The following is a 20,524-nucleotide window of genomic DNA, read 5'->3' on the forward strand; positions in this document are numbered from 1 at the left end:
CTTGCGCCGGCCCTCGCACAGGCCCTGACCTGGGGCCTGTGCGAGGGCCTGCCAGGGCCTACTCGTTCTTCGCGGGCTCCTTCGGGTCCTGCTTGGCCGGCGGTGCCTTCTGGGCGTCGGCCGCCTGCTGGAGCGCCGTCTGGAGCTTCTCCTGGGCCTTGCCGTAGGCCGCCCAGTCCTGCTTCGCCAGCGCCTTCTGGCCCTCCTCGTACGCCGCCTGGGCGTCCGCGATGGCCTTCTGGAGCGCCGCCGAGCCGGTGGCCGGCGGCTTGGTGGTGCCGTCGCCCTTGTCCGGCGGCGGCTCCGCGCCCTTCTCACCGAAGACCGCGTTGAGCGCCTCGGCGAGCGAGTTCTTGAAGACGGTCTCCTTGCCGTACGACACGGCGACCCGCTTCAGCAGCGGGTACTGGGCGCTGTTGCCCTCCGCGTACACCGGCTCCACGTACAGGAATCCGTCGTTGAGCGGGATCGTCAGCAGGTTGCCGTACTCGATGTTGGAGTTGGCGCCCTTCATGTTGCGGACGAACTCGGCGACGTCGGCGTTGCCGTTGAGGCGGCTCTGCACCTGTTGCGGACCGGGCACGTCGCCCGTCACCCTCAGCAGTCTTATCGTGCCGTAGCTCGGACTCGACGCATCGGCGTCGACCGCCATGAACCCCCCGAGGTTGGGACGTCCGTTGGGCGTGAAGGTCGTCGTCAGGGAGAAGTTCTGCTCCTTGTCGCCGGGCATCTTCAGGCTCAGGTAGTACGGCGGCACGGCGCCCTTGGCGTCGGTCGTCGGGTCGTCCGGGATCTGCCAGGCGTCGGAGCCGCTGTAGAACTGCTTCGGCTCCTCGACGTGGTAGCGGGTGAGCAGCTCGCGCTGGACCTTGAACATGTCCTGCGGGTAGCGCAGGTGCTCCTTGAGCTGCGCCGGGATCTTGCTCTTCGCCTCGACCGTGCCCGGGAAGGCCTTCTTCCAGGTCTTGAGGACCGGGTCCTTCTCGTCCCACTCGTAGAGCTTGACCGTGCCGTCGTACGCGTCGACGGTCGCCTTCACCGAGTTGCGGATGTAGTTGACCTGGTTCTGCTGGGCGACGACGGCGCGCTGGTTGGTGGTCAGCGAGTCCGTCGTGGTGTCCCCGAGCGTCGTGCGCGACGCGTACGGGTAGCCGTTGGTCGTCGTGTAGGCGTCGACGATCCACTGGATGCGGTCACCGATGATCGCCGGGTAGGCGTCGCCGTCGATGGTCAGCCAGGGGGCGACGGCCTCGACGCGCTGCTTGGGCGTGCGGTTGTACAGGATGCGCGAGCCCTCGCCGATGGCGCCGGAGTAGAGGATCTGCGGCTCGCTCATCGTGACGGCGTAGGCCGCACGGTTGAGCGGATTGGAGAGGTTGACGCCGCTGCCGCCCTTGTAGCTGGTGGTCTTGGTGTCCTCGCCGTTCTTCTCGTAGTCGAGCTCCTGCTGCGGGCCGCCGACGATCGAGTACTGCTCGGTCTTCTCGCCGTAGTAGATCCGCTGCTCGTACTTGGCCTTGTCGGTGAGGACGCCCTTGGCGGGGAGGCCCGACTCGGTGAACTCCGGGCCGCCCTCGGTGTCCGTGTTGATGGACGTGCCCTTGGCGGTCACCGCACCGTAGCCGTGGGTGTAGTAGAAGTGGTCGTTGATCCAGTTCCGCTTCGGGATGCCCTTGAGGTCCAGCTCGCGCAGGCCGATGACGGTGTCCTGGCCGTTGTACCGGTCCACGTCGAGGGTCTGCGGGAACTGGTAGTACTTCCGCTCCTGCTGGAGCTGGCGGAAGGTCGGCGAGACGACGTTCGGGTCGAGGAGGCGGTAACTGGCCGCCGTGTCGGCGTCCTTGCGCAGCTTCGCGTTGTTGCCGCTGTCGTTCGTGCCCCGGTAGTCGGTGACCTTGGCGCCGTCGATGTCGTACGCCTGGCGGGTCGCATCGATGTTCTTCTCGATGTACGGGGCTTCCTTGGCCTGCTCGTTCGGCTGGACCTGGAACTTCTGCACGATCGCCGGGTAGAGCCCGCCGATCAGGATCGCGGAGAGCACCATCAGGCCGAAGCCGATCACCGGCAGCTGCCAGGTGCGGCGCCACAGCGTCGCGAAGAACAGCACGGCGCAGATGACGGCGATGCAGAACAGGATCGTCTTCGCCGGGAGGTAGGCGTTGGCGTCGACGTACCGCAGACCCGTCCAGTTGCCGGTGGCCTTGAAGTCACTGGACTTCACGGCCAGGCCGTACCGGTCGAGCCAGTACGCGACGGCCTTCAGGGCGACGAAGATGCCGAGCAGCACCGAGAGGTGGCCCGTGGCCGCTGCGGTCGCGCGCGCACCGGGGCTGGTCAGGCGCAGCCCGCCGTACAGATAGTGCACGAGGGCGGCGGCGACCAGCGAGACCACCACGGCCGCGAAGCCGAAGCCGAGCAGGAAGCGGTACCACGGCAGGTCGAACGCGTAGAACGACACGTCCAGGTCGAACTGCGGGTCCTTCTGGCCGAACGGCACTCCGTTGAGGGCCAGCAGCCAGGTGCGCCACTGGCCGGACGCGGAGGCACCGGCGATCAGCCCGACGAGGGCGGTGATCGCGACGAGCACCCACTTCTTGTACGGAGCGAGACCCATCCGGTAGCGGTCGAGGCTCTGCTGCTCCATCGACATCGCGCTGAGCGGCGGCCGCAGCCGGTGCGCCAGCCAGATGTTCACGCCGACGGCGGCTGCCATGAGCAGACCGAAGACGACGAAGAGACCGATCTTGGTCCACAGAGTGGTGGTGAATACGGACGAATACTTGACCGATCGGTACCAGAGCCAGTCCGTCCAGAACCCGGCGAACATGACGAATGCCATGGCCAGGACGGCCAGGACACCCAGTGTCATGAGCAGGGTCCGGGCGCGCCGGGAGGGCCGGCCCACTCTGATCCGTGGCCCGGTCGGGCCTCCGCCGCGGTCCGGCATCTGGAAAGCCAACGTGCGCACCTCGAAGTTCGCTGTGTTGTTTGCGGGGCCCCGCGTCCGCGGAGCCGTACCTATGCAACTTACTGAAGCTTTACTCAGTTCCCGCTTTGGGGGCCGAAGGAGGCAGGATATTCACCATGTCCAACTCCTCCCCCTCAGACCACACCCCTCCGATGCCCGCACCGGGCACGCCGATGGCCGCGAGCCCCCTCACCCGGGCCGTCCTGGAGATCGACGAGTACGCGTCCGGCCTCGGCTGGGACAAGCCCGCCCGGCTGTTCGCGCTGGTCGACACCGCGAAGCTGCGCAAGCAGGAGCCGGGGCTCGCCTCGCAGCTCGGGATCGACGCGGCGCAGACGGCCGGGTTCACGCCGATCGAGCAGGAGGAGATTCCGCGCGGCAAGGCCCTGGACGAGTTCCTCGGCACGATCGCCTGGCCCGCCTCGGTGACGGGCTGCGCCCTCACGGTGGAACGCCTGATGCTGCCGCCGTCCGCCGAGGCGTCCGTGCCGGAGGGCCTCAAGGGGGCCCAGCTGACCAAGTGGGTCGCCCGGCACCCGGACCGGCAGGAGGTACGGATGACGGTGGCGGTGCTGCGCGGCGGGGCCCGCGAATCGGCGATCCGGCTGCGCGAGAAGGACTCGCCGAACGAGGTGCTGACGGGGCCCGACCTGGTGCCCGGACTGGCCGAGGCGCTGGCGGCGACGTTCGAGTCGTAAAGCCTCTGAACAGCAACGATTCCGAGGTGACGGTGACGGTCAGCCTGTCGTGCACTTCGGCAGGCCGGCCGCGTCTCCCTTGCGGATGCCGTCCATCGCCTTGATCGCGTCGTCGATGGTGTCGACCTTGACGAGGGTGAGCCCGTCCGGGACGTCGGCGGCGGCCGTCGCACAGTTGTCCTTGGGCGTCAGGAAGTACTCGGCGCCCGCCTTGCGCGCGCCGACCGTCTTCATCTGGATGCCGCCGATCGGGCCGACCTTGCCCTTCTCGTCGATCGTGCCCGTACCGGCGACGAACTTCCCGCCCGTCATGTCGCCCTCGGTGAGCTTGTCGACGATGCCCAGCGAGAACATCAGGCCCGCGCTGGGGCCGCCCACGTCGGCCAGCTTGATGTCGATGGTGAACGGGAAGGTGTGGTCGGTCCCGGCCTGGATGCCGACGATCGGCCGCCCGTTGTCCCCGGCCTGCTTCGTGGTGATGACGACCTTCTCGGTGCTGGTGGGCTCCTTGTGCGCCTTCTCCGCGGCCTCGGCGTCCTTGGCCGGTACGACGGTGAAGACGACCTTCTCGCCGGGCTTGCGCTGGGTGACGAGCTTGGAGACGTCCCCCGGCTCCTCGACCTTCTTGCCGTCCACCTCGCGGATGACGTCCCCCGCGTGCAGCTTCCCCTCGGCAGGGGTGTCCTTGACGACGCTCGCGACCACCACGCGCGTGGCGACGGGAATCTTCAGCGCCTTGAGCGCGGCGACCTTCGCGCTCTCCTGGGACTGGCTGAACTCCTCGGCGTTCTCCTGGGTGGACTGCTCCTCGGTCTTGCCGTCCGGGTAGAGCGTGTTGTGCGGCACCACGATGCTGTCGTGCGCCAGCCAGCCGTAGACCGCCTCGACCAGGTTCATCGAATAGTCGGCGCCGGTGACCCGGACCGTCGTCATGTTGAGGTGACCGGTCGTCGGGTACGTCTTGCGGCCGGAGATCTGGAGCACCGGCTCACCACTGGCCTGGCCGAGGGTGTTCACCGTCGGCCCCGGGGACATTGCCGAGTAGGGCACTTTGATGAGGACGCCCGCGCAGAGGAGCGCGATCAGGATGAGGGTGGAGGCGAGCATCGTCGCAGTGCGGCGTGGCATGGAACGACAGTACGGGAAGGCTTTGCGGGTGCACCGCTGGGGCCGGTCCGTACGGGGCGCGGGGGCTTCAGCGCGGCGTTCTCGGGCGGCTCGTACGGCTCAGGCAGCGCGGGCGGCTCGTACGGCGGCCGGGCCGCGCGTCAGGCGGCGTCGGAACCGGAATGCGACTTCTGCATGGCTTCGCGGAACTTCTCGTAACCCGCGAGTTCGGCGACATCGCCGGTAGTGCGATTTCGGGCGGCCCAGCTTCCCCATATCGCAGCCCCGACAGCTGCGAAAAGCGGAATCAGCAACCAGGCAAGTACAGCCATTCCGACCTCCCGACCCAGTGAGCGACCGCTGAACAATCCGAGCGATCGCAGCCAGCCGATCAGCAGATTAACCATCCGCTGCTTCAACGCTCGGGCCAGGGGTCCGGTTACGCAAATCGTGGCGGTTGACGGCAGAGGCGTTTAGCCGGATTTAGCCGCTTAGAAGAGCTTTGGCGTTCAGCACGCTCCCACCCATTCCTCCGTGCCGTCCGAGAATTTCTGGTGCTTCCAGATCGGCACCTCGTGCTTGAGGTCGTCGATCAGCATGCGGCAGGCGTCGAAGGCCTCCGCGCGGTGCGGGCAGGACACGGCCACCACGACCGCCAGGTCGCCCACCGCGAGGTCGCCCACCCGGTGGACGGCCGCGAGCGCCCGCACGGGGTGGTTCGCGACGACCTTCTCGGCGACGCGGCGCATCTCCGCCTCGGCCGTGGGGTGGCAGGAGTAGCCCAGGGTGTCGACGTCGGCGCCCCCGTCGTGGTTGCGGACGGTGCCGACGAACAGGGCGGTACCGCCCGCCGCGTCCTCACCGACGGCCCGGAAGACCTCGTCGAGGGAGAGCGGGGTGTCGCGGACCGCGAGCAGCCGGATCGGGTCCTGGGCCGCCTGTTCGCCCGGGTGGGTGTTCGGGGTGCTGGGGGTGCCTGCCATGAGCCCATCGTGCCGTACGCCACCGACAACGGGGAATTGCGCGTTCGACCGGCACGCGTGCGAGCCGTATGGAGCCTCCTACAGGCATGAGGCTCCTACAGGCATGAGGGCTCCTACGGCCCGTACCGGCCGGTGCTGCCGTGCGGGTTCAGATGCGGCGGCGGGCCTTGCGGGCACGGCGTACCAGGGCGGCCGTGCCGAGCAGTGCGACCGTCGCCCCCGCGGCACCCGCCGCCGTGGCATCTTTGCGGCCGAGGCGACGGCCCGCGAGGGTGTGCCGGCCCGCGACCTCCTCAAGGAGCTGGGCGAGTACCTCCTCGTTGGTCCACTGCGGCCGCCAGCCCGCGTCGTGCAGCCGCGAGACGCTGACCACCCAGGGGTGCATGGTGTACGCGAGATCGCCCGCGGGGGACGGGGTGAGGCCGATCCGGTGCAGCCGGGCGGCGGCGCCCAGGGCGACGGCGGAGGGCAGTTCCATCCGGCGGATGCCGCTGAGCTCCTCGACCTCCTCCTGCTCCAGCCAGCCGTCGCAGCCGACCGCGAGCTCGCCCTCGACCTTCTCCAGCACCGCGTACTCCAGGGCGCTGACCAGGTCCTCGACGTGGCAGAACTGCCAGGTGGGGCGGGATCCGGCGGCCACCAGGAGGCGGGGCGACTCGAAGTAGCGGGTCAGCGCCGTGTCCGTACCGCCGACCAGGACGGCCGGGCGTACGACGGTGACGTTGAGGCCGGGGTGGGCCCGGGGCGCGCGGCGGCCGAGCCGCTCGACCTCCAGGAGGTCGCCGACCCCGGTGGCCTCGGCGGTGGCGCGCAGCTCGGCGTCCTCGGAGAGCGGGATGTCGTTGTCCGGCAGGGCGCCGTAGACCATGGCGGAGGTGCACAGGACGACCCGGTGCACCCCGGCGGCAGCGGCGGCCGTGAGCACCGTCTGCGTACCGCGCACGTTGTACGCCGTACGGGCAGCGGGGTCCGTCTCCAGGTCGAGGTCGAGCGCCAGGTGCACGACGACGTCGGCGCCGCGCAGTTTCTCGGCGATGGCGGGGTCGCGGACGTCGAGGATGTGCCACTGCGCATCGGCGACCTCGCCGCGCCGCTCGTCGATCGCGACGACCTGCTTGATCTCCTCCGACTCCGCCAGTCTGCGGGTCAGCAGGGCTCCGACACCGGACGCGGCACCGGTGACCGCGACCACGGGACCCCGCACTGCGGGGGTTGAGCGGTTTCGCGCTGCGCGAACCTTGGAATCTGTTGCGCGAACCTGCGGATCTGGGGAACTCACCGGGCGTCTCCAGCGGTTGTCTTCAGTACGTACGCAAGTTGGCGCGTACGGACCAGGTGGCGTCCATCCTGCCGCAGGCCCCGAGCCCGCGGAGCACCGAGACCGGAATCAGGTTCTGGTGTCTACGCTGGGTGGTGATGTCGGGCAGCCGCCGTCGGCACGAGCCGACGGCCCTACGAGCCGAGGAAACCCGTGAGTGACACCCCATTCGGATTCGGCCTTCCGCCGGAGGAGCCGGAGGACGGCGACGGCAAGAAGAAGGACCCTGCCGGTGGTGGGCAGGGTTCCGGCGGCGACCCGTCGAACCCCTTCGGGTTCGGCTCGCTGCCGGGCATGGGCGGGCCGGGGGGTGACAATCCCTTCGCCGCGATGTTCGGTTCGATGAACCCGAACGACCTGGGCGCCGCCTTCCAGCAGCTCGGCCAGATGCTGAGCTACGAGGGCGGTCCCGTGAACTGGGACATGGCCAAGGACATCGCCCGCCAGACCGTCGCGCAGGGCACGTCCGACGGCACCAAGGACTCCAGCGTCAGCCCGGGCGAGCGCTCCGCCGTCGAGGAGGCCGTGCGCCTCGCCGACCACTGGCTGGACGGCGTGACGTCGCTGCCCTCCGGTGCGACCACCGCCGTGGCGTGGAGCCGCGCCGAGTGGGTCGAGGCGACCCTGCCCGCGTGGAAGCAGCTCGTGGACCCGGTGGCGGAGCGCGTCGGCGCTGCCATGGGCGACGTACTGCCGGAGGAGATGCAGGCCATGGCGGGCCCGCTGATCGGCATGATGCGCTCCATGGGCGGCGCCATGTTCGGCCAGCAGATCGGGCAGGCCATCGGCGTGCTGGCGGGCGAGGTGACCGGGTCGACCGACATCGGTCTGCCGCTCGGCCCGGCCGGCAAGGCGGCGCTGCTGCCGTTGAACGTGGCGGCGTTCGGCAAGGACCTGAGCGTCGACGAGAACGAGGTCCGGCTGTACCTGGCGCTGCGCGAGGCCGCCCACCAGCGGCTCTTCGCGCACGTGCCGTGGCTGCGCTCGCACCTGTTCGGTGCGGTCGAGGGCTATGCCCGCGGAATCACCGTGGACACCTCGAAGCTGGAGGAGGCGGTCGGCGGGCTCGACCCGTCCAACCCCGAGCAGCTTCAGGAGGCGCTCCAGCAGGGCATGTTCCAGCCCGAGGAGACCCCGGCGCAGAAGGCAGCCCTGGCCCGTCTGGAGACGGCGCTCGCGCTCGTCGAGGGCTGGGTGGACGCGGTCGTGCACGAGGCCGCGAAGCCGCGTCTGACGTCGGCCGACGCGCTGCGCGAGACGCTGCGCAGGCGGCGTGCGTCGGGCGGTCCCGCAGAGCAGACGTTCGCGACGCTGGTGGGCATGCAGCTGCGTCCGCGCCGGCTGCGGGACGCCGCCCGGCTGTGGGCCTCGCTCACGGACGCGCGGGGCCACGAGGGCCGCGACGGCCTGTGGGAGCACCCGGACATGCTGCCGACGGCGGACGACCTGGACGACCCGGACGGGTTCGTGCACCGCGAGCAGATGGACTTCTCGGAGCTGGACAAGATGCTCGGCGAGGCGGCGGGCAACCCCTCCGAGCAGAAGCCGAACCTCAAGAAGGACGACGAAGGCGACAAGGGCGACGAGGGCGCCAAGTGACCCTGCACGACGACGCGGTCCTCGTGCTCAAGGGGTACGAGGACCAGGACGAGCTGCGCCAGCAGTACCTGGACCACCTCTCGGCGCACCCGGACGGGATGTGGAAGGCCTGCACGGCCGGGCACCTGACGGCCAGCGCGCTGGTCGTGGACCCGGAGCACGGCCGGGTGCTGCTGACCCTGCACAAGAAGCTGAAGATGTGGCTCCAGATGGGCGGCCACTGCGAGAGCGGTGACGCGACGGTGGCGGACGCCGCGCTGCGGGAGGCCACGGAGGAGTCCGGCATCGCGGGGCTGACGCTGCTTCCGGGCGGTCCGGTCCGGCTGGACCGGCACCCGATCCCGGCGCCCTGCCACTGGCACCTGGACCTCCAGTACGCGGCGATCGCCCCGGCCGGTGCGGTCGAGGCGATCAGCGACGAGTCGGACGACCTGCGCTGGTTCGGCTACGACGAGGTCGCGGACGTGGCCGACGAGTCGGTCGTACGACTGGTGGAGCGGGTGCGCGCGGCGCTGTAGAGCGGTGCGCCCCTGGGGTGGCAGCCTCGAAGAGGCCTGCCACCCCAGGGGCGCGGGGAACTGCGCGACCAGCCACGACGTGCCCGCGCGAAGTGAACCCCGCCGCCAACGCTCAGTTCCACGCGTTGTTCTGGTTCTGCCCGTGCGCTCCCTGCTGGCCGACACCGTACTGGGCGGCCATGCCCTGGCCGATCACCGCGTTCTGCGGCGGCATGACCTCGCTGGGCTGGACCAGGACGATGCCCTGGCCGAGGAAGCTGAGCTCCCAGCCCTCGCCGGTGTTGCCGCGCCTGCGCCGTACCCCCGAGGAGTGCGTCTGCGCCTGCATCTGCACCCGCAGCGACGCCGACCAGGCGACCACCGCGTCCGCGTCGGCGCTGATGTAGCGGTCGGGCGTGACCTGCATCATCAGCGGCTGCCCCGAGGTCATCAGGGCGACCTTGCCGCGGCCGGAGACATTCAGCTGGTACTTGCCGGAGCCGGAGATTCCGTACTGGCTGTCCACGGCGACGACCTCGGTGTGCAGCGCCGAGTCCAGTGCCAGGACGTAGCTGCTGTCGACGGTGAGGCCGTCCTGGTCGACGTCCACGACGTGGACGTACTGGGCGAGGTTGGCGAGGAAGACGGTGCCCTGCCCGGAGCAGCGCATCAGGTCCAGGCCCTCACCGGTGTTGGCACGGGCGCGCTGTTGCTGCTGCGACTGGTACTCACCGTCGAACTCCATCAGCCCCTGGTAGGCGACCATGCTGCCCTTGCGTGCCAGGACGTCGTCGTGGCCGGTCAGGGCGACTCGCAGGAGCTGCGGGTTCTGCGCGGTGTAGCGCTCGGCGGACTGCTGTTCCGTATAGCCGAAAAGCGGGCTCTGCATGATGTTCCCTATCCCCCTCAGTTCCTGATCCGCAGCCGGTCCGAGCTGTCCTCGCTGGGCTGTACGACGACGACGCCCTGGCCCGAGAAGGCCATCTGGTACGCCTCGCCGCTGCCGCGTCCGATCAGCGAGGACGCCTTGAAGCTGCGCTTGCCCTTCACCTTGAGGTTCGGGGACCAGGCGACCAGGGCGTCCGGGTCGACGTACGTCTCGTCGTCGCCGCGGCCGCAGTCCACGACGATCGGGGTGCCTCTTGAGGTGAGGGCGACCCAGCCGGTGCCGGAGACCTTCACGTTCCACAAACCCTGGCCGGCGAACTTGGCGAGGCCCTTGACGCGCTCGACGCCCCACTGGAGGGACGCGTCGAAGGCGAGCAGGTTGGTGCCGTTGACCGAGAGGGCGTCGTTGGTGAGGTTGATGATGACGACGTCCGCGCCGTAGTCGGCGAGGTAGAGCAGGCCGTCACCGGCGCACTTCATGAGCGGGGCGCCCTCGCCGGTGATCCACTGCGAGGCGATCTGGCGTACGGCGGGCGGGTTGGGCTCGTACTGGACGAAGCCTTCGTAGGCGACCATCGAGCCCGTACGCGCGTACAGGTCCTGGCCGGTGACCATGGCGATCTTGACCATGGACCGGCCGTGGTTCTCCATGCGGGCGGCGACGGGTGTCGGGGCGAAGCCCGCGAGTTGCTGGTTCATTCTTCGGGCTCCCTCAGACCTCGTACGGCTGGACGACGATGAAGTTCCCGGGGGCTCCCCGGAATTGGAGGTTCACGGTCTCCCCGCTGTGGCCGGGGAACGCCTGGCGGCGCAGCCTGACCTGGCTGGAGAGGATCACCTGGGACGCCGCCGACCAGGCCACGATGGCGTTGCTGTCGGCGAACGTGGTGGGCGTGACCGGCAGGACGACCGGGATGCCCTGGGTCTTGACCACCACGGTGCCGGTGCCGTGGAACATCATCGTGAAGAGCGCGCCGCCGGGGATGCCGTGGCCCTCGATGCGGCGGACCTCGTGCTGGAGGGTCTCGTCGAACGCGAGGACGTTCTCGGCGGAGACGCAGATGCCGTCGCCCTGGAGCTCGATGGGGTGCAGGTGGGACGCGTTCTCCGCGAAGAAGACCTGGCCCTGCCCGGTGCAGCGCATCAGCTGCATCTCCTGGCCGGTGGCGTTGCCGACCATGCGGCCCGCGAATCCCGCGCCCTTGTAGCTGAAGTCGACCTTGCCCTGGTACATCACCATGCTGCCCTGGCGGGCGAGCACGGGTGTGCCGTTGTTGCCGAGGTCGACCCGCATCAGCTGCTCGTTCTGCGGGGTCCAGCGCTGGCCGGTGGGCGTCTCGCGGTACTTCTCAAGAGCGGACTGGAGACCGGGGGCGGTCTGCGGCGCACCCTGGGGCATGCCCTGCGGAATCCCTTGGGGCGGCATGCCCTGCTGGCCGTACGGCTGGTGCTGCTGCGGGGGCTGCTGCGGGGGCTGCTGCGGGGGCTGGCCCTGCGGCTGTCCGTACGGGCCGGGGGCGGCTGGTGCGGCCGGCGGATAGCCGTACTGACCGCCCTGGCTCGGGGCCTGTCCCGGAACCTGCCCGTACTGCTGGGGCGGTTGGGGCGCCTGCGGGCCGTGCGGCGGCTGTCCGTACGGCTGTTGCGTGTGCAGCGGTGCGGCGATCGTCTGCGCGGCGTGCACCGGCGGGACGGCGGGCGTGGGCGCCGGGGGCGGGGTGGCACCCTGCGGCGGCGCGTAGTGCTGCTGCGCGGGCGCCTGCGGGGCCGGGGCCTGCGGTGCGCTCTGCTGCGCGGGAGCACCGAAGGACGGGGCGGGCTGCTGCGGTACGGGCTGGGCGGGGCCGGCCTGGGCGGGCGGGGCGAAACCGGGGACGCCGCCCTGCTGCGGCGCCGGGGCCGCGGGCTGCTCCTCCTCGGCGACCTCGCCGCCGAAGTTCTTCAGCAGCGCCTCCAGACCGCCGTCGAAGCCCTGCCCGACGGCGGCGAAGCGCCACACGTCCTTGAGGTAGAAGTCCCCGAGCATCACGGCGCGCTCGGTGCTGAACTCGGCTCCTGTGAAGGCGTACCGGACGACCTCTTCGCCTCCGGCGACGACCCTGATGTACCCGGGAGCGACCTGCGACATCTGCCCCGCACCGTCGAGCGTCGCGGTGAACGACAGCTTGTGGATGTGCGACGGAATGCGGTCCAGGGTGACCCGGAACGACTCTGTGTCACCGGCCTGCGCACCCAGGAGCTGGATCGACTCCTCGGGCGACTTGGGCTGGTTGAAGAAGATGAAATAGCGGTCGTCGGTCAGCTGCTCGTTGGCGTCGAGGCCGAAGCAGCTGATGTCGAAGGTCAGTCCGGGAGCACCGATCTGTACACCTACGTACAGATCCGTCCCTGCTGTGAGGTCGCTGATTTTGGCCTTGTGGCCGCGCTGGAAGTCCCTGGCCATACGTAACGACCGTCCCCCGTTCCGAATTTGGATGCGTCGCGTCCGAGGCTAACCGCAAACACTGACAGTGCGGCAAGCCGGTACACAGTCGGTACAGATCGCCCCGGAGAGCCGTCGCCGCTCCGGGACACAAGTGCGGAGCGTTACTCGCCGCGCGCCTTGGGGAGGTGCGGCAGGCGGTCGGCGGCGACCACCCCTTCGAGGTAGCCGCGGGCCCGCTCGGTGCGCGGGTACGCCTCCAGGAGCTGCCAGAAGGGCGCTCCGTGACCGGGGACGAGCAAGTGGGCCAGCTCGTGGAGGAGCACGTAGTCGATCACGTACTCGGGCATCCCCTGGAGCCGGTGCGAGAGGCGGATGCTGCCCTCGGCGGGCGTGCAGGAGCCCCAGCGGGTGTTCTGGTTGGTCACCCAGCGCACCGAAGCGGGCTTCGCCCGGCCGTTGAAGTACTGGGCGGAGAGCCGGCCGGCCCGCTCGGACAGGTCGTCGTCACCGATGGTGCGTTTGCTCTCCTGGGCCGCCAGCTTGTCGAGCATCACGCCCACCCAGCGCTGCTCCTCCGCCTCGGACATCCGGGCGGGGATGAGCACGATGGTGCGGTCACCCTCGCGGTAGGCGGAGACGGTGCGGCTGCGCCGGGCGCTTCTGCGGACCTCGACGGCGAAGCGGGGGGACGGGTCGACTGACACGCCCCGACGGTACCCGCTGCAGGTGGCGGAAGTCGTCTCTCCGGAGCGTTCCGGCCGGAACCCTCCGGCCGGAGTCTCCAGTACGACTAACACCCGGGCCTGTGGACAACTTTCGGCACCGATCCGCACGGACCTGCATTCTGAGATCGGCACGCAGAGCGACGAAGAGATTGCACAACGGGACGACGGAACGACAGGACGACAGGACGGGGGACCGGGACATGCATCCGAGGGTGAAGCCCGCGCTGCGGCGGGCCTGGCGGGACCGGCAGAGCGTGCAGTTCGGGCTGACGTCCGCGCACGCGGTGCTGGTGGGGCCGGTGGACACGGCGACCGGCAGCATGATCGAGCTGCTGGACGGGACGCGCTCCATACCGCTGCTGCGGACGGAGGGCCGGGCGATGGGGCTGCCGGACGGGCAGGTGGACACCCTGGTCTCCCGGCTGACGGCGGCGGGGCTGATCGACGACGTGACGGCGGGCGGGCCGGGCGCCGACGCCCTGCGCGAGCGGGCCGGGGAGCTCGACCGGCTGCGGCCTGATCTGGCCTCGCTGACGGTGGTGCACCCGGAGCCGGGCGGCGGAGCGCGGCGGCTGGCCGCGCGGCGGGCGGCGCGGGTCCAGGTGCGCGGGGCGGGGCGGGTCGGCGCGACCGTCGCCTCGTTGCTCTCCGCTTCCGGAGTGGGCCGGGTCGACGTGCTGGACGGCGGCCGTGTGGAGGCCTGGGACGTGGCACCGGGCGGGGTGCCGGCCGAGTCCGTCGGTGCGCGGCGCGACACCGCGGCACGCCAGGCGGTCCGCAGGGCGGCACCCGGCCGACCGCCACGACAGGGGCCGAGGGAGGGGTCGAGGGAATCGGAGTGCGCCGGTGAGCCGGGGCTGTCGCTGGTGGTGGTGACGCCCCGGGACGGGCTGGAGGCGTACGCACCCGATCCGGCGTCCTCCCGGGCCTGGATCGGGTCAGGGATTCCTCACCTCTACGCGGGAGTGGTGGAGGCCACGGGAGTGGTGGGGCCGTTGGTGCTGCCGGGCGGGAGTGCCTGTGCCGGGTGCCTGGAGCGGGTGCGGGCGGAGCTCGACCCCGGGTGGCCGAGGATGCTGGCGCAGTGGCGGTCCGGGCGCCGGGTCGGCGTACCGGCCTGCGACGTCGCCCTGGCCACCGCTGTGTCGGGCCTGGCGTCGGCCCATGCGCTGGCCTTCCTGGACGGGGAGCTGCCGTCGAGCACGGGTGCGCGCTGGGAGGTCTCGCTGCCGCTCCTGGAGTGGCGGGCGCAGCAGTTCGCCGCACACCGCGAATGCGTCTGCGGTGCAGGTGGGAGGGGGGAAGGGGACACCCCCTCGGGGAACTTGAAGGCGCACGACACAATGGCCGGGTAGGCGCCGTCGAAGGAGCACTGAGCAAAGCACTGTCGTCAGGGTTCGCGCGGCGCGGCTGTCTGGGATTTGGAGGGGCGCATGTCTGATCTTCCCCGGAAGGCGGTAACACGTACCGCCAAGCTGGCCGCGTTGCCACTGGGCTTCGCCGGCCGGACCGCATGGGGTCTCGGCAAACGGATCGGCGGCAAGTCCGCGGAGATCGTCGGGCGGGAACTGCAACAGCGCACGGCGGAACAGCTCTTCAAGGTGCTGGGCGAGCTGAAGGGCGGGGCGATGAAGTTCGGACAGGCCCTGTCCGTCTTCGAGTCCGCGCTGCCCGAGGAGATAGCCGGGCCGTACCGGGCGGCGCTGACGAAGCTCCAGGAGGCGGCTCCGCCGATGCCCACCCGCACCGTGCACGGGGTGCTGGTGGAGCGACTGGGCGAGGACTGGCGGGAGTTGTTCCAGGAGTTCGAGGACAAACCGTCGGCCGCGGCGTCGATCGGCCAGGTGCACCGGGCGGTGTGGCACGACGGACGCGAGGTGGCCGTCAAGGTCCAGTACCCGGGGGCCGGCGAGGCACTGCTCTCGGACCTGAACCAACTGGGCCGGTTCGCGAAGCTGTTGGGGCCGCTGGTCCCGGGCATGGACATCAAGCCGCTGATCACGGAGCTCCGTGACCGGGTGTCGGAGGAGCTGGACTACGAACTGGAGGCGCGGGCCCAGCGGGAGCACGCGGCCGAGTTCGCGAACGACCCCGATGTGGTGGTCCCGGACGTGGTGCACCAGTGCGACCAGGTGCTGGTGACCGAGTGGATGGAGGGGACTCCCCTCTCCGAGGTGATCGCGGACGGGTCGCAGGAAGAGCGGGACCGGGCGGGGCAGTTGCTGGCCAGGTTCCTGTTCTCGGGTCCGGCCCGCACCGGGCTGCTGCACGCGGACCCGCACCCGGGCAACTTCCGGCTGCTGCCCGCGGATCCGGAAGGGGCCGAGGACGGTCCCTGGCGGCTCGGCGTGCTGGACTTCGGGACCGTGGACCGGCTGCCGGGCGGACTGCCGGACACGATCGGCGAGGCGCTGCGGACGACGTTGGAGGGCGACGCCGACGCGGTGTACGGCATGTTGTGCCGCGAGGGGTTCGTCAAGGAGGCCATCGAGCTGGACCCGGGGGCGGTGCTGGACTATCTGGTGCCGATCATCGAGCCGGCCGCGGCCGAGGAGTTCACGTTCACCCGGAGCTGGCTGCGGCAGCAGGCGGGACGGATCGCCGATGTCCGCTCCCCCGCGCACCAGTTGGGCAAGCAGCTCAATCTGCCGCCCTCCTATCTGCTGATCCACCGGGTCACGCTGAGCACCATCGGGGTGCTCTGTCAGCTGGGGGCGACGGTGCGGCTGCGCGATGAACTGGAGGAGTGGCTGCCGGGGTTCCGGGACGAGGCCGGGGAGGAAGAGGCGGAGCAGGTGCAGGCCAAGGCGGAGTAGGAGCCGGGGCCGGGACGATGGCCAGGGCTTGAGCGGAAGCCGGGGCCGGGGTGGTGGCCCGGGTCACCACCAGGAGGAGTCGAGGCGGCCTTCGATCGCTCGGAGGTTGGCCCTGGCGCAGTCGACGCAGAAGTAGCGGCGGCTGCCGTTCTCGACGGAGCAGGTCCAGGTCGGCGGGGCGCCGCCCTCGGCGTGTGTGCCGCAGTGTGCGCACACGACGGTCTCCTCACCGTTCCCGGGGGCCGGTTGTGCGGGGCTGGAGTTCTGCGGGTCCACCCCGCGACGATAAACCCCACCGGTGGACGGCGGATCCCCAACGCACCGTGAACGCCCCGTGGGGCCGGTCCTTGCGGACCGGCCCCACGGGGTTCTGTTCGTACTGCCGCTGCCCTTGCGGGCACGTGCTCGTACTGCGTGCGCGTACTGCTTGCCTGCGGCGGTCCGCTACTGCATGACCGCCATGGCCAGCGCGCGGCGGGCGCGGAGCGACACGCGCTCCGCGCGGCGCTGCATGCGCCGGGCGGCGACCAGGCGCACGGCCTGGCGTTCCGCGTCGGCTTCCCGCCGACGCTCTTGCATATGGGCACGAGCCAAGGCTTCTGGGATGAGTTGCATCTCGCGGGTCCTGTTCTGACGCGAGGCGTTCGCGCCGATGGTGCTTGCGGTGGAGGTTGCGGAGCCGGACGGCTCGTACGTGGTGGGGGTCATCGGGTCCTGCTTCTGGGGATCGTGCGTGTGGGGGCGGTCGATGGGTCCTGTGCCGGTGATGTTCATGCTGCGACCGGGTTCTTGCGCGGACGGCCACGCGGACGCTTCCGGGCGACAACGACGCCCTGGACGAAGAGCTCGCCACCCCAGACGCCCCAAGGCTCGCGGCGCTCCTTGGCGCCGGCGAGGCAGGCCTCGACCAGCGGGCAGGTGCGGCAGAGCGACTTGGCGTACTCGACATCGGCCGGGGACTCGGCGAAGAAGACCTCCGGGTCGTACGAACGGCAGGGGACGGGCACGCCGAGGTTCTCGATGGCGTCGTCGAGCGCGGTGAGCGCGGTGAGGGGAGTCAAGGTGGGGTCCTCCGTGAGACCGGGCGGCGGGATCGGGTGGGAAGTCGGTACGGACGGGGCGTGCGTGTCGAGTTGCACGGTGGTGGGTTCCTCGTCTGTTCGTTCCGGCCTGTTGGCCGAGTGGTGGCTGGTACCGGGTGTTGCTTGGTCCCGAGGCCCCTTCGTCCTGTCGTTCCGCTTCAGGAAAAACAGAAGGGCCGCGGATCCCTGGTGGGGTTCCGCGGCCCTGAAGGTGCCGGTCTGATTGTCGATCAGACTGGATCACTCCAGGGTTCGAGCCCACGGAAGGCCCACATCAGGTGGTGCTGCTGCGTCGTCTGCGTCTTCGATCCGGCACCGGCTGCCGCAAACGCATAGGCCTTCGCCTGTGCCTTTGCTACTGCTGCTTCCGGTGCCTTGGTCGGTCGCTCATTGCTCTCCCTGACGGGGAGGCTCGCCAGGGCAGCCGGGCTGACGGCAGCGATGCCGGACAGACCAGTGCCACGCAGCGAAGCGGTAGCAGCGAGCGAAGAGCCGAGGGTGCAGGTGGAGACGACAGAGCGATCGGTCATTTTGGTGAAGTTAATGAAGCTGGTCACTGGAATCGCCTCCTCTCGGCGTCTAGGTGGTCCCGGCCGAGGCCGAGACACGCGTATTCGGATAAGTACAGCACGAAAACAGGGCTTCAGAGAAGAGCCGCTGTTCCCGTGGTTAAGAACCTATGGGGCTCCCGGGGAGTAGCGCAAACTATTTTCTCGACGAGTTTTCCTCAGTCTTCCGCAGCGCCCTCGTCGAGCTCCTGACCTGCGCAGAGGGCCAGGACGTCGGTTCCGTAGAGCCGCAGCTTGCGGGCACCGACCCCGGCGATCCTGGCCAGGGCCCCCTCGGCGTCCGGCCTGGCCTCCGCGATCGCCATGAGGGTCTTGTCGGTGAAGACGCAGTACCCGGGCTGTCCGAGCCTCCCCGCCTGGGTCTCTCGCCAGTCGTGCAGCCGCTCGTACAGCCCCTCGTCCATGTCGGAGGGGCAGTCCTCGCAGCGCATCAGCTTCATCTCGCCGCCGTCGATGAGTGTCTTCCCGCACACCCGGCAGCGGATCGGCCCCCGGAAGGTGCGCACGGTGGTGCCGGGCGCGGCCACGGACGGGGTGGCGGTGCCGCCCGCCGCCGCCCGGGCCACCTGGCTCCCTGAGCCGGGGCGCAGGCCCTTCAGGAAGCGGCTGGCCGTGCGGGAGGGGCGTCCGCCGGGAGAGCGGGAGAGCGCCCAGGACAGGCTCAGGTGGACGCGGGCCCGGGTGACGCCGACGTAGAGCAGCCGGCGCTCCTCCTCCACCTGCTCGTCGGTCTTCGCGTACGTGATCGGCATCATGCCCTCGGTGAGGCCGACCAGGAACACGGCGTCCCACTCCAGGCCCTTCGCGGCGTGCAGCGAGGCGAGGGTGACGCCCTGGACGGTGGGTGCGTGCTGGGCGGCGGCCCGCTCCTCCAGTTCGGAGAGCAGGTGGGCGAGGGTGGCCTGCGGTGTGGCCTTGGCGAAGTCCTCGGCGAGCCGGGCCAGCGCGGCGAGGGACTCCCAGCGGTCGCGGACCGCTCCGGAGCCCGCCGGCGGGGTCGGTTTCCAGCCGCTGCCACTGAGGATGGCGCGCACCTGGGCGGGCAGGCCCTCGACGCCGTCGAGCAGGGAGTCGTTGCGGCCGAACCGGGCCGCGCTGCGCAGCGCGGCGATCGCCTCGCGCACCTCGGGCCGCTCGAAGAACCGCTCGGCCCCGCGCAGCTGGTAGGGCACCCCCGCGTCGGCGAGCGCCTGCTCGTACACCTCGGACTGGGCGTTGATGCGGTACAGCACGGCGATCTCGCCCGCCGGGACTCCCGCGGCGATCAGGTCGCGGACGCGGCGGGCGGTGCCCTCGGCCTCGGCGGGTTCGTCGCCGTACTCCCGGAAGACGGGGGCGGGGCCCGGGTCGCGCTGCGAGATCAGCTCAAGGCGGTGCTCCGCGGCGCGGCCGGTGGCCGGGGCGAGGACGCCGTTGGCCAGGTGGACGACCTGGGGGGTGGAGCGGTAGTCGCGGATCAGCTTGACGACGGTCGCCTCGGGATGGCGGGTGCGGAAGTTCAGCAGGTGGTCGGGGGTGGCGCCGGTGAAGGAGTAGATCGTCTGGTTGGCGTCGCCGACCACGCAGAGGCTGTCGCGCTCGCCGACCCACAGGTCGAGCAGCCGCTGCTGGAGCGGGCTGACGTCCTGGTACTCGTCGACGACGAAGTGCTGGTACTGGCGGCGGAACTCGTCAGCGATGAGGTGCTGGTCCTGGAGGATGCCGACGGTGAGCAGCAGCACGTCCTCGAAGTCGATGACCGAGCGGTCGCGCTTGAGCTGCTCGTACGACGCGTAGATCTGGCTGATTTCCGCCGGGGTGCGGGGGGCCTCGCGGTGCGCCTTGGCGATTTCGGCGGGGTAGTCGCCGGGGACGATCTGGGTGACCTTGGCCCATTCGATCTCGGCCGTCACGTCGCGCAGCTCGCCGCGGTCGAGGCGGATGCCGAGGTGTCCGGCCGCTTCCGAGACCAGCTGGACCTTGCGCTCGACGAGGCGGGGCAGGTCGCCGCCGACGGCCTTGGGCCAGAAGTAGCGGAGCTGGCGCAGGGCGGCGGCGTGGAAGGTGCGGACCTGGACGCCGCCCGCGCCGAGCTGGCGGAGCCGGCCGCGCATCTCGCCCGCGGCGCGGGTGGTGAAGGTCACGGCCAGCATGCTGTTGGGTTCGTAGGTGCCCAGGCGCACTCCGTACGCGATGCGGTGGGTGATCGCGCGGGTCTTTCCCGTCCCGGCCCCGGCGAGGACGCACACGGGACCGTGCAGGGCGGTCGCGACCTCGCGCTGCTCGGGGTCGAGCCCGTCGAGCACCGCGTCGGCCGTCTCCGGGACCTGCGGGAAAAGGGAGGAGTGCGTTGCTGCTGTCACCCTGCCATGCTGCCAGGTCGGCAGGGACGGGTGCGGCGGTTGTCCACAGGGGACGGGTCGCGGTCGTACTAATACGGGAATGGTGGGCAGGTCGCGTACGTTCGAGTCACTGGGAGTACGGATCAGTACGGATTACCCAGCGAATCAGAGGAGCAAGAGGGACATGTCGGGCACCGTGACGATGTACAGCACCACGTGGTGCGGCTACTGCCGCCGGCTCAAGGGCCAGATGGACCGCGAAGGCATCGCGTACAACGAGGTCAACATCGAGCACGACGCCGACTCGGCCGCGTTCGTGGAGAAGGCGAACGGCGGCAACCAGACCGTCCCGACGCTGCTCGTGGTGTCCCCTGCGGGCACCGAGTCGGTCATGACGAACCCGTCTCTGGCACAGGTCAAGCAGGCGCTGGCCACCGTCTGACCGCCTGTTGTACGCAGGAAGGAACCGCCGCCCGGCGTGCACCGCGGGCGGCGGTTTTCTCGTACCTGCGACTCTCCGTACCTGCG

Annotated in this window: 20 protein-coding genes; 6 read left to right on the forward strand and 14 right to left on the reverse strand. The window is 70.3% G+C overall.

The window, feature by feature from the left end; genetic code table 11:
* Positions 1 to 58 precede the first annotated feature (58 nt).
* On the reverse strand, positions 59 to 2,947 hold the full coding sequence (locus tag ACH4SP_RS38900; RefSeq protein WP_398422833.1) for a UPF0182 family protein: 2,889 nt from the start codon (positions 2,945 to 2,947) through the stop codon (positions 59 to 61).
* 137 nt (positions 2,948 to 3,084) lie between these two features.
* Here ACH4SP_RS38900 and ACH4SP_RS38905 point away from each other — a divergent pair, with 137 nt between their 5' ends.
* The gene (locus ACH4SP_RS38905) at positions 3,085 to 3,666 is read left to right on the forward strand and encodes a PPA1309 family protein (RefSeq protein ID WP_398422574.1); all 582 of its coding nucleotides are present in this window, start codon (positions 3,085 to 3,087) and stop codon (positions 3,664 to 3,666) included.
* 39 nt (positions 3,667 to 3,705) lie between these two features.
* On the opposite strand, the gene ACH4SP_RS38910 is transcribed toward ACH4SP_RS38905, so the two are convergent.
* From ACH4SP_RS38910 to ACH4SP_RS38925, 4 genes are all read right to left on the reverse strand, one after another.
* The gene (locus ACH4SP_RS38910; protein WP_398422576.1) at positions 3,706 to 4,794 is read right to left on the reverse strand and encodes a PDZ domain-containing protein; all 1,089 of its coding nucleotides are present in this window, start codon (positions 4,792 to 4,794) and stop codon (positions 3,706 to 3,708) included.
* A 140-nt stretch (positions 4,795 to 4,934) separates the two neighbouring features.
* Positions 4,935 to 5,180 carry a hypothetical protein gene (locus ACH4SP_RS38915; RefSeq protein ID WP_398422855.1) on the reverse strand — a complete coding sequence of 82 codons (246 nt, stop codon included), beginning with the start codon at positions 5,178 to 5,180 and terminating at the stop codon, positions 4,935 to 4,937.
* A 102-nt stretch (positions 5,181 to 5,282) separates the two neighbouring features.
* The gene (locus ACH4SP_RS38920; RefSeq protein WP_398422578.1) at positions 5,283 to 5,756 is read right to left on the reverse strand and encodes a molybdenum cofactor biosynthesis protein MoaE; all 474 of its coding nucleotides are present in this window, start codon (positions 5,754 to 5,756) and stop codon (positions 5,283 to 5,285) included.
* A 148-nt stretch (positions 5,757 to 5,904) separates the two neighbouring features.
* Complete coding sequence (locus ACH4SP_RS38925; protein ID WP_398422580.1) at positions 5,905 to 7,035, reverse strand: SDR family oxidoreductase; 1,131 nt, start codon at positions 7,033 to 7,035, stop codon at positions 5,905 to 5,907.
* Positions 7,036 to 7,227: 192 nt separating this feature from the next.
* Here ACH4SP_RS38925 and ACH4SP_RS38930 point away from each other — a divergent pair, with 192 nt between their 5' ends.
* Together ACH4SP_RS38930 and ACH4SP_RS38935 are read left to right on the forward strand one after the other, a co-directional pair.
* Positions 7,228 to 8,673 carry a zinc-dependent metalloprotease gene (locus tag ACH4SP_RS38930; protein ID WP_398422582.1) on the forward strand — a complete coding sequence of 482 codons (1,446 nt, stop codon included), beginning with the start codon at positions 7,228 to 7,230 and terminating at the stop codon, positions 8,671 to 8,673.
* Positions 8,670 to 9,191 (forward strand): NUDIX hydrolase, encoded by a 522-nt coding sequence (locus tag ACH4SP_RS38935; RefSeq protein ID WP_398422584.1) that lies wholly within the window; start codon positions 8,670 to 8,672, stop codon positions 9,189 to 9,191. Before ACH4SP_RS38930 ends, ACH4SP_RS38935 begins: the two co-directional genes overlap by 4 nt.
* 112 nt (positions 9,192 to 9,303) lie before the next feature.
* Here ACH4SP_RS38935 and ACH4SP_RS38940 read toward each other — a convergent pair whose 3' ends face one another.
* From ACH4SP_RS38940 to ACH4SP_RS38955, 4 genes are all read right to left on the reverse strand, one after another.
* Positions 9,304 to 10,059 (reverse strand): AIM24 family protein, encoded by a 756-nt coding sequence (locus tag ACH4SP_RS38940; RefSeq protein ID WP_398422586.1) that lies wholly within the window; start codon positions 10,057 to 10,059, stop codon positions 9,304 to 9,306.
* A gap of 17 nt (positions 10,060 to 10,076) precedes the next feature.
* Positions 10,077 to 10,757: an AIM24 family protein gene (locus ACH4SP_RS38945; RefSeq protein WP_398422588.1), complete on the reverse strand. Its 681-nt coding sequence runs from the start codon at positions 10,755 to 10,757 to the stop codon at positions 10,077 to 10,079.
* A 13-nt stretch (positions 10,758 to 10,770) separates the two neighbouring features.
* A complete protein-coding gene (locus tag ACH4SP_RS38950) occupies positions 10,771 to 12,501 on the reverse strand; it encodes a TerD family protein (protein ID WP_398422590.1) in 1,731 nt (576 codons plus the stop codon).
* A gap of 143 nt (positions 12,502 to 12,644) precedes the next feature.
* Entirely contained in the window at positions 12,645 to 13,187 is a 543-nt protein-coding gene (locus ACH4SP_RS38955; protein WP_398422592.1) for a M48 family metallopeptidase, read from the reverse strand.
* 221 nt (positions 13,188 to 13,408) lie between these two features.
* Between ACH4SP_RS38955 and ACH4SP_RS38960 the strand changes: the two genes are divergently transcribed.
* Together ACH4SP_RS38960 and ACH4SP_RS38965 are read left to right on the forward strand one after the other, a co-directional pair.
* The gene (locus ACH4SP_RS38960; protein ID WP_398422594.1) at positions 13,409 to 14,563 is read left to right on the forward strand and encodes a ThiF family adenylyltransferase; all 1,155 of its coding nucleotides are present in this window, start codon (positions 13,409 to 13,411) and stop codon (positions 14,561 to 14,563) included.
* A 78-nt stretch (positions 14,564 to 14,641) separates the two neighbouring features.
* Positions 14,642 to 16,024 (forward strand): ABC1 kinase family protein, encoded by a 1,383-nt coding sequence (locus ACH4SP_RS38965; RefSeq protein ID WP_398422596.1) that lies wholly within the window; start codon positions 14,642 to 14,644, stop codon positions 16,022 to 16,024.
* Positions 16,025 to 16,087: 63 nt separating this feature from the next.
* On the opposite strand, the gene ACH4SP_RS38970 is transcribed toward ACH4SP_RS38965, so the two are convergent.
* The 5 genes from ACH4SP_RS38970 to ACH4SP_RS38990 all read right to left on the reverse strand — a co-directional run bounded on the left by ACH4SP_RS38970 (position 16,088) and on the right by ACH4SP_RS38990 (position 20,017).
* Positions 16,088 to 16,300, reverse strand: coding sequence for a hypothetical protein (locus tag ACH4SP_RS38970; RefSeq protein WP_398422598.1), 213 nt, complete (start codon positions 16,298 to 16,300; stop codon positions 16,088 to 16,090).
* Positions 16,301 to 16,468: 168 nt separating this feature from the next.
* Positions 16,469 to 16,798 carry a hypothetical protein gene (locus ACH4SP_RS38975; protein WP_189820681.1) on the reverse strand — a complete coding sequence of 110 codons (330 nt, stop codon included), beginning with the start codon at positions 16,796 to 16,798 and terminating at the stop codon, positions 16,469 to 16,471.
* Positions 16,795 to 17,163, reverse strand: coding sequence for a WhiB family transcriptional regulator (locus tag ACH4SP_RS38980; RefSeq protein ID WP_362418574.1), 369 nt, complete (start codon positions 17,161 to 17,163; stop codon positions 16,795 to 16,797). Before ACH4SP_RS38980 ends, ACH4SP_RS38975 begins: the two co-directional genes overlap by 4 nt.
* Before the next feature lie 173 nt (positions 17,164 to 17,336).
* Positions 17,337 to 17,636, reverse strand: a complete 300-nt coding sequence (locus tag ACH4SP_RS38985) for a hypothetical protein (protein ID WP_398422835.1) — start codon at positions 17,634 to 17,636, stop codon at positions 17,337 to 17,339.
* A gap of 197 nt (positions 17,637 to 17,833) precedes the next feature.
* The gene (locus ACH4SP_RS38990; protein ID WP_398422600.1) at positions 17,834 to 20,017 is read right to left on the reverse strand and encodes an ATP-dependent DNA helicase UvrD2; all 2,184 of its coding nucleotides are present in this window, start codon (positions 20,015 to 20,017) and stop codon (positions 17,834 to 17,836) included.
* A 163-nt stretch (positions 20,018 to 20,180) separates the two neighbouring features.
* Here ACH4SP_RS38990 and ACH4SP_RS38995 point away from each other — a divergent pair, with 163 nt between their 5' ends.
* Positions 20,181 to 20,438 carry a glutaredoxin domain-containing protein gene (locus tag ACH4SP_RS38995; protein ID WP_398422602.1) on the forward strand — a complete coding sequence of 86 codons (258 nt, stop codon included), beginning with the start codon at positions 20,181 to 20,183 and terminating at the stop codon, positions 20,436 to 20,438.
* Positions 20,439 to 20,524: the final 86 nt, after the last annotated feature.

The sequence above is a fragment of the Streptomyces sp. NPDC021093 genome (genome assembly GCF_044333135.1).
In the GTDB taxonomy this organism is placed as follows: Bacteria; Actinomycetota; Actinomycetes; order Streptomycetales; family Streptomycetaceae; genus Streptomyces.